Here is a 15313-nt window from a genome sequence, read left to right as displayed (position 1 = left end):
GACGGATCTCCTCAGGGCAGCTTGGCATAGCTTTCGGCGAGTGCGGCATAGTCGGCATCGCCGAGCGGCATCAACGGCGCGCGCGTGCGCTTCCAGGCGGGATTGCCGGTCTTCAGCCCCACCATCGCCTTGATGGTCGGGATCTGGACGTAGGAATTGGAAAGCGTGCGATAGGCGTTGATGCGCGCTTGCGCCGCCTCGACATCGGCGGCGCGCGCCTCGTCATGGACATGGTCGTAGACGGTGCGCAGCGAATTCGCCACGAGATTGGAGGTGGCGGTGATGCAGCCAGCACCGCCCGCCTTCAGCAACGGCAGCAGCAGCGGATCGGCGCCCGCCAGCACCGAGAAGCCGGGATAGGCGGCGATGATCGCCTGCATGTTGTTGAAATCTCCAGCAGATTCCTTGATGCCGACGACCGTTTCCGGGAAGGCCGCAATCAGCCGCCCGATCAGCGGAATGGATAGCGGAACGCCTGAGACCTGCGGAATATGATAGAGGATGACCTGCAAGCGCGTGTCGGCGACCTTCTCCAGCACCTGCGAATAGGCGGCGAAGAGACCGTCGTCGGAGACGCCTTTGTAGTAGAAGGGTGGCAGCATCACCACCTTGGTGACGCCAAGCGACAGCGCGTGCCGGGTCAATTCCACAGTCTCGGGAATGGCGACGACGCCGGTGCCCGGCAAAAGCCTGTCGGCGGGAATGCCGGCCTTCAGTGCTGCTTCCAGAATGCCGCGGCGCTCGGCGCCGGAGAAGGAATTGGCCTCGCCTGTGGTGCCGAGCAGCGCCACGCCATGGCACCCCTCGGCCAGCAACTGCCGGCAATGATCGGTGAAAAGGGCGAAATCCGGCCTGTTGTCTGCCGTCAGCGGCGTTGCGGAGGCGCTGAAAACGCCGGTAATCCTATGATGGCTCATTCCGCCCTCCTCGGCGCGTCCTGCCTTGCCGATCCGTGTTCGACCGGGGCGCTGCGCATTGCAATTGACATCCGTCTGTCGCGATGGAGTGCAAAGAACTTTTATATTGCCGCGCTTTTGTCAAGAAGACAAAATGCCGTGATGTCGCCGCAAAAAGTTATCTATTTGTTATAACTTATATATTTTCAGTGGAAAATTTTGTTCGAATGAAAATTGCGATTTTTTGTTGACATATTTACAATAACGAGAGAACGATACGGAACGGATTGTGCTGCGCCTGGCAGGTGCAGGGAGAGCGCTGCCGAATTCACTCTGGGAGGAATGCCATGTCTGATCAATCGGATAAAACCAATATATCACGTCGTAACGCGCTGAAGCTCGGCCTTGCAGCCGGCGTCGGCCTCACCGTATTCGGAATGAATGCCCGCATCGTTATGGCCGATGAAGGCCAGGTCCTGAAGGTCGCAAATCCGGCCTTCGACCAGGATTGGTCGCCGCTGCGCGGCGGCGGCAGGACGTTCCGCTGGAATTCGATCTGGTGGGCATCGCCGATGTATTTCGATAGCCAAGGCAATATCAAGCCCTACGTCTTCACCAACTGGGAATCGGCCGACAACACAGTCTGGACCTTCAAGATCGACCCGAAGGCCGTCTTTTCCGACGGCAGCAAGATCACCTCGGCGGATGTCAAGGGATCGTGGGAAGTCTCCTCGATGCCGAACACTAAGAACCAGCGCGCCGACCAGGTGCTGAGCAGGGTCAAGGGTTACGCCGAAATCGCCGCTGGCTCCGGCAACGAGTTGACCGGTGTCGCGACACCCGACGAGGGAACGGTCGTCGTGACGCTGGCTGCCGCAGACCCGATCTTCTTCATGCGCCTGGCAAACCACATCGCGCCGATCACCAAGGCATCGCAGTCTCGCGGCAGCGACGGCGAGGAGATCATCGACTGGTACAAGCCAGAGAGCAAGCCGGTCTTCTCCGGTCCCTTTAAACTCACGAGCATCGACATCGACGCCGGCAAACTCTCTTTCGAGCCGAATGAGAACTTCTTCGGGCCGAAGCCGAAGCTTGCCCGTATCGATATCACCTCGATCGAGGACAATGTCACGGCGACATCGCTGATCAAGTCGGGCGAGTTCAACGCCCATACCGAGCTGATCACCTCGACCATCATCCAGGATCTCGGCCAGGAATTTTCCGCCGGCCCGCTGATCCCGACCAGCCAGCACTTCTGGTTCAACATCTCTCGTGCGCCGATGGACGATCCCAAGGTTCGTCAGGCACTGATCATGGCCGTCGATCGCGATGGCCTGTTCAAGGCTTCCTATCCCGACGGGCCGCATAAGAAGGCGGACCAGATCCTCAATGCGGTCCCGGGTGCGGAGAATTCCGGCTTCGAGCCCTATCCCTATGATCCGGAGGCTGCCAAGAAGCTGCTTGCGGAATCGACCTACGGCGGTCCGGAGCGCCTGCCGAAGATCCTGTTCGTCGGCATTTCGGCGCCGGCCATTCAGGCCGCCGCCCAGTTCATCGCCGAGCAGTGGCGTCAGAATCTCGGTATCACAGCCGTCGACATGAAGCCGCAGCAGGATTCCTATGCGGGTCCGGATCAGAATTCGGTCCAGATCTTCCGCGACGACGTCGGCACTCGCGTACCGGATGCCGTCTCCTATCTGGCGGGCTGCATCGCCTCGACCTCGTCGAACGCGCAGAACAAGCTCGGCGGCTACAAGAACGACAAGGTCGACAGTGCCCTTGCCGAAGCCACGACCAAGGCTGCAGATGATCCGCAGCGCATCACTCTCGCCCAGGAAGCCCAGAAGGCGTTCCGCGAGGATTGGGCCTTCATTCCATGGTATTCTCAGGCGATGTCGCGCTGGGCCACCAAGGACGTCAAGGGCCTGGAAAAGAACCTTGACTGGCAGGTCGTAGAACCCTGGAACATTTCCATCGGTTGATCGGTGGAAACCGTCCCTGTCGGCGATAAACCGCGCGGAGGCCGCAAGGCCTTCGCGCAAGTTTCAAGAACAAGAGATGCGATCGCAGCTAAAAGCGGGAACGCATCGAACAACAGGTGGGAGGTGGCCTTGCTGCGCTACGTGCTAACCCGATTTGCCATCTGGATTCCGTCCGTTCTGGTGGTGATGCTGGCGGTTTACGCGCTGGCCTTCTATGGCGCCGGCGATCCGATCAAGCTGATCTTCCTGCGCGCGCCTGGCGACGTCGCCTATAATCCGCAGCGCATCGAAGCCATTCGCGAAAGTGCCGGCCTCAACAAACCCTTCATCGTCCAGTTCGGCCTTTACATCTGGAACCTGCTGCACGGCCAGTTCGGCAATTCGCTGACATCGGGCCGCTCCGTCTGGGCGATGGTCTCGGCTGCCGCACCCGTCTCCTTCCAGCTTGCCCTCTGTTCCATCATCCTGACCGCCGTCATCGCGATCCCGCTCGGCATGATCGCCGCGCTCAACCAGAATTCGCGCATCGACTATGCCATTCTGGGCTCCGCACTCTTCCTCTGGGCGATCCCGGCCTATGTCGCCGGTCCACTGCTGATGGTCGGCCTCATCGTGCTGCTGCCGGGTGCGAGCGTGCCCTATGGCTGGGGCGGCATCTTTGATGTCCGCATCCTGCTGCCGCTCACCGTCCTTTCCTTCCAGCCGATCGCGTTGATCGTGCGTCAGACGCGTGCTGCCGTCATCGAGGTATTGTCGGAGGATTTCGTTCGCACCGCCCGCGCCAAGGGCGTGCCCGAGATCATCGTGGCATTGCGCCATATCCTGCGGCCGGTGCTGACTCCCGTCGTCACGCAGCTCGGCCTGATCATGATCACCATCGTCAACGGCGCGATCTTCGTCGAACTCGTCTTCGGCCTGCCGGGCCTCGGCCGGTTGACGGTGCAGGCGCTGATCAATTCCGATTATCCCGTCATTCTGGCGATCACGCTGATCGGATCGTTCCTGGTGATGGTGTCGAACCTCCTGGTGGATGTGCTCTATCCGCTGCTCGATCCGCGCGCCAATGATTCAAGAAGGAGCCGCTGACCATGTCCGCCATCCCTCTTTCCACCATCGAAGCCGACGAAGAGCCGGTCAGTCTGTGGCGCGACGCCTGGTATCGGCTGAAGCGCAACAGGCTTGCCATCTTCGGCCTCGTCATCGTCGTGATCCTCGCCGTCACGGCGATCTTCGGGCCTTATCTTACCCCCTATGATTATCTCAGCCAGGATCTCAACGCCCGCAACGTCCTGCCGTCGATGAGCCACCTCTTCGGAACCGACGATCTCGGCCGCGACGTCTTCAGCCGTGTGGTCTTCGGCACGCGTACCGCTTTCCTCGTCGCCGTCATCGTCACCGTCTTCGCCGTGCTGATCGGTCTCGTGCTCGGTGCCGTTGCCGGTTTCTTCGGCAATCCGTTCGATCGCGCCATCATGTGGCTGACCGACGTGACGATGTCGGTTCCCAACCTGCTGCTCGTCGTCGTCATCAACGCCTCGCTGAAATCGCCGATCAGCAAATGGATGGAGGCGCGTTACCTTGCGACCCTCAATCCCTTCTACCGCGAAACCATGTGGGTGGATTTCATCCTCGTCTTCGGCTCTATGGCGCTGATCTCCTGGCCGCCTTACGCCCGTCTCGTCCGCGCTCAGGTGCTGTCGATCCGCAGCCGGCCCTATATCACCGCGGCCCAGGCGCTCGGCCTGTCGAACTGGATCATCATCAAGCGTTATGTCATTCCGAATGCGCTGGGCCCCCTCATCGTCTCGGTCAGCGCCGGTCTCGGTACGGCGATGGTGTTGGAAAGCGCCTTCAGCTTCCTTGGCGTCGGGGTCAATCCGCCAACGCCCAGCTGGGGCAACATGATCTCGGATGGCCTGCGTGTCTGGCAGCATTATCCGCATCTTCTCGCCGCTCCGGCGGCCGTGCTCGGCCTTGCCTCGGTTGCCTTCAGCTTCCTTGGCGACGGCCTCAACGACGCGCTCAATCCGCGGGGCAGCAAATGATGGATACGAAAAGCACCGACCGCCTGCTCGATGTCAGGAACCTCACCGTCGAGATCGATGGCCGCAACGGCCCGGCCGTGGTCGTCGATGGCATCGATCTGCATGTCAACAAGGGTGAGACGCTTGGTGTGGTTGGCGAATCCGGCTGCGGCAAGAGCCTGACGATGCTCAGCCTGATGCGGCTCCTGCCGAACAAGATTAAAGTCACCAAGGGATCGGCGACATTCGACGGCCGCGACCTGCAGACGATGTCGAATAGAGAACTGCGCAAGGTGCGCGGCGGCGATATCGGCTTCGTCTTCCAGGATCCGATGACTTCGCTCAATCCGGTGATGCGCGTCGGTGCCCAGATCTGCGAGCCGCTGATCTATCACCGCGGAATGAAGAAGTCGGCGGCCCGCGCCCGTGCCGTCGAGCTTCTGCGCCTTGTCGGCATTCCCGGCCCGGAAGAGCGCCTGCAGGCCTATCCGCACGAACTTTCCGGCGGCATGCGCCAGCGCGTGATGATCGCGATCGGCCTTGCCTGCAATCCGAAGCTTTTGATTGCCGACGAGCCGACAACGGCGCTGGACGTCACTATTCAGGCCCAGATCGTCGATCTGGTGAAGGATCTCAGGACCAAGCTCGGCATGTCGGTCGTCTGGATCACCCATGATCTGGCGCTGATCGCCGGCCTCGTCGATCGCGTCGCCGTGCTTTATGCCGGCACGGTGGTCGAGGATGCGCCGGTCGACGAGCTCTATGCCCGCCCGAGCCATCCCTATACGCGCGGCCTGCTGTCTTCGATCCCGAAGCTCTCGGACCCGCCGGCAAGCCGGCTGAGCTCGATCGGCGGTACGCCGCCGGAGCCTGGCCGCCGGCCGAAGGGTTGCCCATTTGCGCCGCGCTGCCCGCTTGCCGAGAACATCTGTCACGAGAAGGTGCCGCAGCTCGAACCGTTGAGCGGCAGCGCCAACCACCGCGCCGCCTGTTTCGTCGTCCAGAGAATGCAGGAGGCCGCGTGATGGGCGCTCAACCACTGCTCAAGATCGAAAATCTGGTCAAGCATTTCCACGTCAAGCTCGGCGCCTTCGGCGAACGCTCAGCAACCGTCTATGCCCTCGACAATGTCAATCTCGACATCATGGAAGGCGAGACGTTGAGCCTGGTCGGCGAATCCGGCTGCGGCAAGTCGACGACCGGTTTCACCATTCTCAACCTCTACAAGGCGACCAGCGGCAAGGTCGTCTACAAGGGCCAGGATCTCGCGGCGCTCGACGAGAAGCAGATGCGGCCCTTTCGCCGCGACCTGCAGATCGTCTTCCAGGATCCCTATTCGACACTCAATCCGCGCATGACGGTGGGCGAGGCGATCGGCGAGCCGATCCTTTTCCACAAGCTCTGCACCAAGGCCGAGCTAAAGGACAGGGTCGCGACGCTTTTGACTGATGTAGGCCTGCCGACGCGGTTTGCCCAGCGTTACCCGCACGAGCTTTCCGGCGGCCAGCGCCAGCGCGTCGTTATTGCCCGGGCGCTCGCCTGCCAGCCGAAATTCATTGTTTGCGACGAGGCGATCTCGGCGCTCGACGTGTCGATCCAGGCGCAGATCATCAACCTGCTGCTTGATCTGCAGGAAAAATACGGGCTGACCTATCTCTTCATCGCCCATGATCTCGCGGTCGTGCGCCATATCAGCACCCGTGTCGGCGTCATGTATCTCGGGCGGCTCGCAGAGCTTGCCACTCGCGAGAAACTCTTCGACAATCCGCTGCATCCCTATACCAGGGCGCTGCTGTCGGCTGTTCCGGAGATCGATCCCGAACATGAGCGCACCCGACAGCGCCAGATCCTGCAGGGCGATGTGCCGAGCCCGCTGAACCCGCCGTCGGGCTGCCGTTTCCATACGCGCTGCCCGATTGCCATGGATGTCTGCAGCAAGGTCATTCCCGCGTGGAAGGAGGCGAAGCCCGGCCATCTCGTCGCCTGTCACGCCGTCAACACCGGACAGACCGCATGACGCTGAAGGCCGTTATTGTCGCCGATGATCTGACGGGCGCGCTCGATACGGGCACGCCCTTCGTCGAAGCCGGCCTTTCGGTTTCGATCGCCGTCGATGTCGAGGCCGCAGAGGATGCGATCGCCACCGGCTGTGACGTTGTCGTCATCAACACCGCCTCCCGCGCGCTGGATGAGCGCGAAGCCGCCGAAAGAGTACGGTCGGCGGCGGCGGTGTTTCGTGGCGAGAAGCCCGCGGTCGTCATGAAGAAGATCGATTCCCGGCTCAAGGGCAATGTCGCGGCCGAGAGCCTAGCGCTGGCGAAGGCATTCGATCGGAAGACCATCCTAGTAGCGCCCGCCATTCCCGATCAGGAGCGGTTGACCTACCGAGGGTGTGTCGTCGGCCGCGGCATCAACCAGCCGCTGCCGATCGCTGAGCTGTTCGAAATCAGCGCGGACGGCGTGGTGATTGCCGATGCCGAGGACGATGGCGATCTCGACCAGATCGCAGAGGGGCATGACTGGCTGACGACACTTGCGGTCGGCGCAAGGGGCCTCGGGGCCGCGCTTGCCCGCCAGCTCGGCGAAATGGGGCGGCAGCCGGTGCCGGAATTTGCAGCGACCCGGCGCATCCTGTTTGCCTTTGGCTCGCGCGATCCGATTACCGCTACCCAGATGGAGCGGCTCGAAGCCTCGGGTGTCCTGCGCATGGTGGTGGACGCGCCGATGGGGCAGGTCGAAGTCGGGGAGGGCATGGCGCTGCCGGCGCTGCTGCGCTGCACCGGAGATATGACAGCCGATGCAGCACTGGTCGCCCGCCGTTTTGCGGCGGGCGTCAGATCGGTTATCGATGATACCAGGCCTGGCATGCTGATGGTCGGCGGCGGCGATACGGCGCTTGCCGTTTTCCAGGCGCTCGGGGTCAGGGTGCTGGCGCCGCAGGGCGAAATCGAGGCCGGCGTGCCGTGGTTCGATGTCACGGCAGCCGATGGACGGCATTTTCGGTGCGCCGTGAAGTCCGGGGGCTTCGGCAAGCCCGATAGTTTGCTAAGACTAGTCCTTTGGAATCGGGCGGCATAGTAAGATACCGCCGGGGAGAATGACGTGGCTGAAGTGAATGGCGAATCTTTGAACGCGGAAGCCGGCCCGCCGGGCAAGCCCGAACGCGGCAAGGCCGTCAAGCTGGTCGATCGCGTCTTCGACCAGTTGCTCGAGCGTATCCGCGGCGGAAACTATCCGCCGGATTCACGCCTTCCCGGCGAGCATGAGCTTGCCTCGATGCTGGGTGTGTCGCGGCCGATCGTCCGCGATGCGCTGGCGCGCCTGCGCGATCAGGGCATGGTCTATGCCCGGCAGGGCGCCGGCACCTTCGTCAGCGCGCATGGATCGCCGACGACGCAGCTTGCCTATTCACCGGTCAAGACGATCGCCGATATCCAGCGCTGCTACGAGTTCCGCCTGACGATCGAGCCAGCGGCGGCCTATTTTGCCGCCAAACGCCGCAATGAGCAGGCGATTCAGAAGATCGCCAGCGCGCTTGCGGATCTGCGCGAGGCGACCAGCCATCAACTTCACCGCACCGACGCTGATTTTCTCTTCCACCGCGCGGTGACGGAGGCTGCCAACAATCATTATTACACGGCCTCGATCGATGCGCTGAAGGCCCATATTGCCGTCGGCATGCATCTCCACGGCCTCTCTTTGCTCGGCCCCCGCCAGGGGTTGGAACAGGTCTATGAGGAGCATAACGCCATCTACAAGGCGATCGCCGACGGGCGACCTGACGATGCGCAGAGACTGATGAAGGCGCATCTCGAAGGCTCCCGGGACCGTCTGTTCGAGGGCAGGGTGCTCGACCTATCCTTCTGAAGCGCATCCCGCTCGAAAAAGCAGAAAGATCACCACGATATTTTCGCGGCTGCCTCGGCAATGCCGATAAGCGCGCTTTTGATCATGCCGCCCTGATCGTCGGGATGCTGGAGACGTCCACCTCCCGTTCGGCGTGCCAAGCATCATAGGCAGCCTGCATGCGCAGCCATATTGCGGGGCCATCACCGAACAATTTCCCAAGTCGGGCAGCGACGTTGGGCGAAACCGGCTTCTTCTCGTTCAGAATATCGTAGAGTTGCTGGCGCGAGATTCCGAGCAGATTGGCGATTTCCACCTTGGTTTTCCCGTTGCAGGGATGATGTCCTCAAGCAATGCCCCGGGGTGAGAAGGGCAATGCGTCGTCGGCCGCGTCGTTTCATATACGGGCATTGGATCATTCCCCAGTCAGAGCCGCCTCAGTAATGTGACAAGATCACATTTGATCTTTTGATGCCAGAGATCGATTGTCAGCCGGATTTCTGCTTCTTGATGATGCTGATGTTGCCGCTCACTTCGAGGATGGCAAATTTTATCTCCGTCACGCTCTCGATGCCTTCCTGGCTTCGAGCCGCTTGCATGACATCTTCCTTCTGCAGCCGGGCACCTTTGAGCGCACCTTCGTCGTAGACGCCATCCGTCACCAGAATGGTTGGAACACCATCGATGATATGAGCTGCGCGAGGCCACCACCTCTTCACGTAGGACAGGCCGATATCGGTCGTAAACAGCGTGAGGATCAAGATGACGGCGTTGGTGATCGAGAAGTCATCGCCCAGCATCGCCTGCTGGGTGGTTTCGGCGATCACCAGCACGATGACCAGATCGAACGGTGTCATCTGGGCCAATGTCCGTCTTCCCGACAGACGGATGATCACGAGTAGCGTGAAATAAATTGCCAGTCCGCGTAATACCGCATCCACCGTACCGCCCTCATGGAAAGATGAAAGTCGATTGGGTGCGCGTCTCGCCGCCCATGCCGATGAGGGCGCGACGAGGGCCGGGGAGTTGCGTTTGCAGACGGAAGACGATCTGCGTCGGCCCAGACGCGTCGGCCGGGAAGACATAACCTATCCGGCCGTCGCGCGCGAAGGTCGCTTTTTGGGGCGGATCGACCCCTTGAACTGAAAAGCTTTGAAGAAAGGCGGCATCGATCGTGAGGACCCTGTCTTCGGATGATGGCGTGAAGGTCACGGTCATGTCCTCGGGGGCATTCCATCGGGAGATGACGGGAAAATCCACGGAGCCATCGGGCAACAGCAGTGTTTGCCGCGAAAACGGACCACCTCTTCCCAGCAATCCCAGCAAGCAGGTCACCAAAAGAAGCATGAACACGATCCAGGAAATACGTTGAACAGCCCAGAACCTTTGCTGAAATTCGCTATGATCGAGCACGCCTTCCGGCAACGCGGGCAACTTGTGTATCTTTTCCATGCTCCCTCCCTGTGCGTTTGGCGGAGAACTTGGCTTGGGCGCAATAATTCCCGGCAATGAGGGGGTCGTCGCCGTGTACATCGGATGTGAAGCTGTCCAGGCGTCTTCGCCGATCAAGGGAACGAAGAGTACCCCGCCTAGATCTTCTTCCTCGAATGCGGCGGCGCCGGTGCGCGTGAACCGTTTCAGGCGCTGCCCTTCACCGCCGCCGACCGGGATGATGAGCCGCCCTCCGAGGTGCAGCTGTTCTTTCAAGGCGGTTGGCACCTCGGGTGCGCCCGCAGAAACGATAATGGCATCGAACGGAGCGGCTTTCGCCCAGCCCTTGCTGCCATCGCCGACGCGAACGTCAATGTTGCGGTATCCCAGCTTCTCGAACCGTTCCCTGGCCTGAAACGCCAGCTTTTCATGACGCTCGATGGAGTAGACATGTCTTGCTATCCGGCTGATGAGGGCCGAAGCATAGCCGGAGCCGGTTCCGACCTCGAGCACTTTGTCACCGACATTCAGATTGGCCTTTTCGAGCATCAGCGCCACGATGAACGGCTGCGAAATTGTCTGGCCCTCGCCGATCGACAGCGGTGCATCCTCATAGGCGAATTCCTCGGAGCCTGGAGGAACGAATTTTTCGCGCGGTACCATGCGCATCGCTCCGATGACGCTTTGATCGCGAATGCCACGACGCGTCACGTGGTGCTCCACCATGCGATCTCGGATGCGCGTCATATCCATGGATCAGCTCCACTGTCGCCGATTGCACTGGGGGCAAACTTCTGGGCGGTGCAGAATATAAAACAAATGGGCGACCGGAGAGTTCCTGAGATGCGCAGGCTGCGGAACGGAGCGGCTTGCTAGACGACTGGCCGAAGGCGAAAATGGAAGAGGCGCTGGCCAATACAGCCTGATGCAGCCGCAAGAAGTGGCCGACGCCGTCCTTTTCATGCTGTCGCGACCGCGTAATGTGACCGTCCGCGATCTGGTGATTCTGCCAAATAGCGTGGATCTGTAAACACCAGCCCAGACTGCAGCTAGCCTGATCCTTGCCGATTTCAAAGGAGAGACCATGAGCGACACATCTCGCACGCCAGAAGCAGATGCCAAATATGTCATCGGCGTCGACGTCGGCACCGGCAGCGCCCGCGCCGGCCTGTTCGACCTGACCGGCCGGATGCTGGCGTCCGCCAAGCGGAATATCACCTTGTTTCACGAAGCGGGTTCCATGGTTGAGCAATCGAGCACCGAGATCTGGGCGGCGGTTTGCGCGGCAGTGCGCGAGGCGGTTTCCTCGGCCGGGGTCGATCCGGCGTCCGTCAAGGGGCTCGGGTTCGCTGCCACCTGTTCGCTCGTCGTCCTTGGCGAAGGCGGCAAACCGCTTCCCGTCGGGCCTTCGGAAGATCCGAACCGGGACATCATCGTATGGATGGACCACCGCGCCGTCCCGCAGGCGGAGCGTATCAATGCACTCGGTCATGACGTCCTGCGTTACATCGGCGGCCGTATCTCGCCTGAGATGGAAACGCCCAAGCTTCTCTGGCTGAAGGAAAATCGTCCTGAAGTTTTCGACGCTGCGTGGCAATTCTTCGACCTTGCAGATTTCCTGACCTGGCGGGCGACCGGCGATCTGTCGCGTTCGACCTGCACGGTCACCTGCAAGTGGACCTATCTCGCCCATGAAAAGCGCTGGGATGGCGATTATTTTCATCAGATCGGCCTCGGCACGCTTGCCGACGAAGAGTTTGCCCGCATCGGTCAGGCTATCGTCGAGCCCGGTTCGGCACTCGGTCGAGGACTGACCACGGCTGCAGCCGGCGAGCTCGGCCTGAAGTCGGAAACGCCTGTCGCTGCCGGACTGATCGACGCCCATGCGGGCGGAATCGGAACCGTTGGCACGGGTGCCGGTCCACAAGCCAATCTGGCCTATGTTTTCGGCACTTCCTCCTGCACGATGACATCGACAGCTGAACCGTCGTTCGTGCCCGGCGTCTGGGGGCCTTATTATTCGGCCATGGTGCCGGGACTATGGCTGAACGAGGGTGGTCAGAGTGCCGCCGGCGCGGCGATCGACCAGCTGCTCTCCTTCCATCCGGCTGCCGCGGAAGCGAGGGAGCTTTCTAAGAGGGCCGGCGTTTCGCTGCCGGTTCTGCTTGCAGATATGGCCGCCCGAAAGGCGGGCCGTTCTTCCGACGCCGTCACGCTTGCGGCCGGATTGCACGTCGTTCCCGAGTTCCTCGGCAACCGCGCGCCCTTTGCCGATCCGCATGCCCGCGCAATCATCGCCGGTCTCGGGATGGAGGATGATATAGGCAGCCTGGTCTCTCTTTACGTCGCGGGGCTTTGCGGTATCGGCTACGGCCTCAGGCAGATCATCGAGACGCAGGCCGATGCGGGCGTTACCATCGAAAACATCGTCATCAGCGGTGGCGCCGGCCAGCACGATTTCGTTCGCCAGCTGCTCGCCGATGCGAGCGGCAAGCCGGTCATCGCGACAAAGGCAGAGGAACCGGTACTCCTGGGGGCCGCCATCCTGGGCGCGGTCGCCGGCGGGCTGTTTGCGGATGTGCGCGAAGCGATGACGACACTCTCGGCGGTCGAAACGACATTCCTGCCATCAGAAGGGCCGATCCCTGATATTCATGACAAGCGCTATGAAGGGTTCAAGGAGCTTCAGGCTCTGGCGCGCAAGCTGCGTATCGGCATTTAAGATATCCCAACGCCAAGTCAGGCGGCGCGGTAGCTCGAGGGCCGCTGGATTATGATTCCGTCAGCCCCTTATGTAAGCTTAGATCTGCAAGCTGTAGGAGGCGGGCTGATGGCGAGTTGTTGTGGTTTTCCATCTACGGGCGGACAGGAAGTTCCGCACGGGCCGCGGGCCTCGATCCACTCTGCTTCATCCCGTCCGGTGTTGCAAACTGCCCGAATTGAAGGTGGTCGCGTTTCGGTCGGAACAAGCCAGCCTTTGTTGCCTCAAGACGGTGAGGGACCGGTCAGGTCGGTTCGAATAAACGCGTTCGAACTCTCTGTCGGCGCAGTCACCAACGAAGAATTCGGGCGGTTTGTCGAGGCAACCGGATATGTGACCGAGGCGGAGCGACTTGGCTGGTCCTACGTTTTCTATAAATTCCTCGATGGAGATGTTCCGACATCGGGAGTAGTCGGCGCCGAATGGTGGCGGAAGGTCGAGGGCGCAAATTGGGCCCACCCAAGCGGTCCTGGTTCGTCGCTTGAAAAGCTCGGGAACTTTCCTGTCGTGCACATCTCCTGGCAGGATGCGTCGGACTATTGTCACTGGGCGGGCGGACGATTGCCGAGCGAAGCTGAGTGGGAACACGCCGCACGCGGTGGCCTCGACCAGCCTGTTTACCCATGGGGCGATAAACAGCCGACCGAGACGTTCACCCCCTGCAACATATGGCAAGGACGTTTTCCCGACTTTGATACCGCGGTGGACGGATATGCCGGCCTGGCGCCGGTACTCTCCTTCGAGCCCAACGGATATGGCCTCTACAACATGGCCGGAAACTGTTGGGAATGGACCGCCGATCCATTCCGCGTCCGTTCTCTGCGAAGGGCGGCAACTTCAACCAATTCGGCATCCAAAGAGGAAGGCAAAAGAGTTCTGAAAGGCGGCTCTTACCTTTGTCACGCGTCTTATTGCCATCGGTATCGCATCGCCGCTCGAATGGGCAGCACAGGGGACTCCACAACGGGCCACATAGGCTTTCGCATTGCTTTCGACATCAACGCATCGGCAGATTGACAGTTCGGACATGTTAAGTTAATCCATTAACTGACTGGCTGCAGGACGTTCTTGAGGAGGGGCGTCCTGCGACTTACGGCCAGCATTGCGCTAGGAGGAGACAGATGAAACTCGTCAATCGCATAGCCGTTACCGCGCTTGGCCTCGCGCTTTGCGCACCAGCAAAGGCCGAAACCCTAAAAATCTATTGGAACGCCGGCCACGCTTACCAAGCTTATGCCGACGTCATCAAACAGTTCGAAACGGATCATCCCGGCTGGACCGTGGAGTGGGGCCGTTTTCAATGGCCGGATCTGCGCACGAAGCTGGTGGCCGACCTGTCTGTTGGCAATGCGCCGGATCTTGTTGCCGAACCTGGTGGCTGGGTGCCGGAATTCGCGTTGCAAGGAAAGATAACCACCCTCAACGACTTCGTCGCTAAAGACGGAAAGGGGATGGGTTATCCTGATGACTGGCAGGACTTTTCGGTGGCGAGAAATACCATCGACGGAAAGTACTACGGCGTCCAATTACACCTGACATGCGCGACGCTGGTTTATAACGTCGATCTGCTGAAAGCGGCAGGTTTTGAAAAGCCACCTGCCAATTGGGAAGAGTTCCGCAACGCTGCCATCGCCGTAACGAAAACCGGAAGATTTGGCTTTGCTCCCAACCAGGTGGCCGCCTATTTCACGCCGTGGATCTATCAAAATGGCGGCAAGTTTTACGACAAAGCCTCCAATAAAGTGACGTTCGACAGCCCTGAAGCCGCGCAAGCGCTCCAGTTCGTCGCGGATCTGATCCACAAGGATAAGGCCGCAACCCTTCCTGTCGCCGGCGCCGATTACGAGGGCCCGCAAAAACTATTCACGGCTGGACGGGCAGCCATGATCCTGACAGGACCATGGGATGTCGGACCCATCAAAACAGGCAATCCGAAACTGCATTGGGATGTTGCGCCTTCGCTGACAGAGAAGGATCAGGCAACGATGTCCGGAGGCGTCAGCCTCTTCATTCCGAAGGATGCCAAGCATCCGGCGGAAGCGTGGGATCTGTTGAAGCGCTTCGTCTCGCTCGACGCCGAACTCGCTGCCTCGATACCAAATGGCATGACGATGCCGCGCAAATCCTGGGCTGCCGATCCAAAGGTCAAATCTGATCCGGTGCTTGGGAAATTCAGTCAGTGCCTTCCATACGCAGTGGACTCGTCGGCAGAACTCTCCCTGACGGGCAAGAATGCGACTGTTCAGGACCTTTTCAAAGCCGCTGTTCAGGACATTCTCTATAACAACAAACCCGCCCAGGCAGTGCTGTCGGACTACGCTGCGAAGGCAAACGCAGAGCTTCAGAAAAAGTGACGAAAACTAGAACCGGAGA

General features: G+C 60.5%; 13 protein-coding genes and 2 pseudogenes. 11 read left to right on the top strand and 4 right to left on the bottom strand.

What is annotated here, in order from left to right; genetic code table 11:
* Window positions 1-11: 11 nt before the first annotated feature.
* On the bottom strand, window positions 12-917 hold the full coding sequence (locus RWK44_RS11995) for a dihydrodipicolinate synthase family protein (RefSeq protein WP_131665614.1): 906 nt from the start codon (window positions 915-917) through the stop codon (window positions 12-14).
* Window positions 918-1243: 326 nt separating this feature from the next.
* On the opposite strand from RWK44_RS11995, the gene RWK44_RS11990 reads away from it, so the two are divergent.
* The 7 genes from RWK44_RS11990 to RWK44_RS11960 all read left to right on the top strand — a co-directional run bounded on the left by RWK44_RS11990 (window position 1244) and on the right by RWK44_RS11960 (window position 8769).
* Window positions 1244-2878 (top strand): ABC transporter substrate-binding protein, encoded by a 1635-nt coding sequence (locus tag RWK44_RS11990; protein ID WP_131665615.1) that lies wholly within the window; start codon window positions 1244-1246, stop codon window positions 2876-2878.
* 129 nt (window positions 2879-3007) lie between these two features.
* Entirely contained in the window at window positions 3008-3964 is a 957-nt protein-coding gene (locus tag RWK44_RS11985; RefSeq protein WP_168336187.1) for an ABC transporter permease, read from the top strand.
* A 2-nt stretch (window positions 3965-3966) separates the two neighbouring features.
* The gene (locus RWK44_RS11980; RefSeq protein WP_316028837.1) at window positions 3967-4923 is read left to right on the top strand and encodes an ABC transporter permease; all 957 of its coding nucleotides are present in this window, start codon (window positions 3967-3969) and stop codon (window positions 4921-4923) included.
* Window positions 4920-5927, top strand: a complete 1008-nt coding sequence (locus tag RWK44_RS11975) for an ABC transporter ATP-binding protein (protein WP_077979708.1) — start codon at window positions 4920-4922, stop codon at window positions 5925-5927. Before RWK44_RS11980 ends, RWK44_RS11975 begins: the two co-directional genes overlap by 4 nt.
* Window positions 5927-6919, top strand: a complete 993-nt coding sequence (locus tag RWK44_RS11970) for an ABC transporter ATP-binding protein (RefSeq protein WP_316028836.1) — start codon at window positions 5927-5929, stop codon at window positions 6917-6919. Before RWK44_RS11975 ends, RWK44_RS11970 begins: the two co-directional genes overlap by 1 nt.
* Window positions 6916-7980 (top strand): four-carbon acid sugar kinase family protein, encoded by a 1065-nt coding sequence (locus RWK44_RS11965; protein WP_168282886.1) that lies wholly within the window; start codon window positions 6916-6918, stop codon window positions 7978-7980. The genes RWK44_RS11970 and RWK44_RS11965 overlap by 4 nt, the downstream gene beginning before the upstream one ends.
* A gap of 24 nt (window positions 7981-8004) precedes the next feature.
* Entirely contained in the window at window positions 8005-8769 is a 765-nt protein-coding gene (locus RWK44_RS11960; RefSeq protein WP_003549481.1) for a FadR/GntR family transcriptional regulator, read from the top strand.
* 82 nt (window positions 8770-8851) lie between these two features.
* Here RWK44_RS11960 and RWK44_RS11955 read toward each other — a convergent pair.
* The 3 genes and pseudogenes from RWK44_RS11955 to RWK44_RS11945 form a co-directional block, all read right to left on the bottom strand.
* Window positions 8852-9159 (bottom strand): annotated as a pseudogene (locus RWK44_RS11955) (HigA family addiction module antitoxin).
* Between the two features lie 77 nt (window positions 9160-9236).
* Window positions 9237-9689: a DUF421 domain-containing protein gene (locus RWK44_RS11950; RefSeq protein ID WP_077979704.1), complete on the bottom strand. Its 453-nt coding sequence runs from the start codon at window positions 9687-9689 to the stop codon at window positions 9237-9239.
* A gap of 10 nt (window positions 9690-9699) precedes the next feature.
* Window positions 9700-10932, bottom strand: a complete 1233-nt coding sequence (locus RWK44_RS11945) for a protein-L-isoaspartate(D-aspartate) O-methyltransferase (RefSeq protein WP_316028835.1) — start codon at window positions 10930-10932, stop codon at window positions 9700-9702.
* 110 nt (window positions 10933-11042) lie between these two features.
* Here RWK44_RS11945 and RWK44_RS11940 point away from each other — a divergent pair.
* The 4 genes and pseudogenes from RWK44_RS11940 to RWK44_RS11925 form a co-directional block, all read left to right on the top strand.
* Window positions 11043-11209: pseudogene (locus RWK44_RS11940) on the top strand (glucose dehydrogenase); the annotation flags it as partial.
* Window positions 11210-11263: 54 nt separating this feature from the next.
* Window positions 11264-12901, top strand: coding sequence for an FGGY-family carbohydrate kinase (locus RWK44_RS11935; RefSeq protein WP_316028834.1), 1638 nt, complete (start codon window positions 11264-11266; stop codon window positions 12899-12901).
* Window positions 12902-13009: 108 nt separating this feature from the next.
* A complete protein-coding gene (locus RWK44_RS11930; protein ID WP_077979701.1) occupies window positions 13010-13957 on the top strand; it encodes a formylglycine-generating enzyme family protein in 948 nt (315 codons plus the stop codon).
* A 104-nt stretch (window positions 13958-14061) separates the two neighbouring features.
* Entirely contained in the window at window positions 14062-15294 is a 1233-nt protein-coding gene (locus tag RWK44_RS11925; RefSeq protein ID WP_077979700.1) for an ABC transporter substrate-binding protein, read from the top strand.
* Window positions 15295-15313: the final 19 nt, after the last annotated feature.

Source organism: Rhizobium sp. 25PS6, from assembly GCF_032464655.1.
Taxonomy (GTDB): domain Bacteria; phylum Pseudomonadota; class Alphaproteobacteria; order Rhizobiales; family Rhizobiaceae; genus Rhizobium; species Rhizobium laguerreae.
Note: the sequence above shows the minus strand (reverse complement) of the source record. Positions and strands in the feature narration are given on the sequence as shown.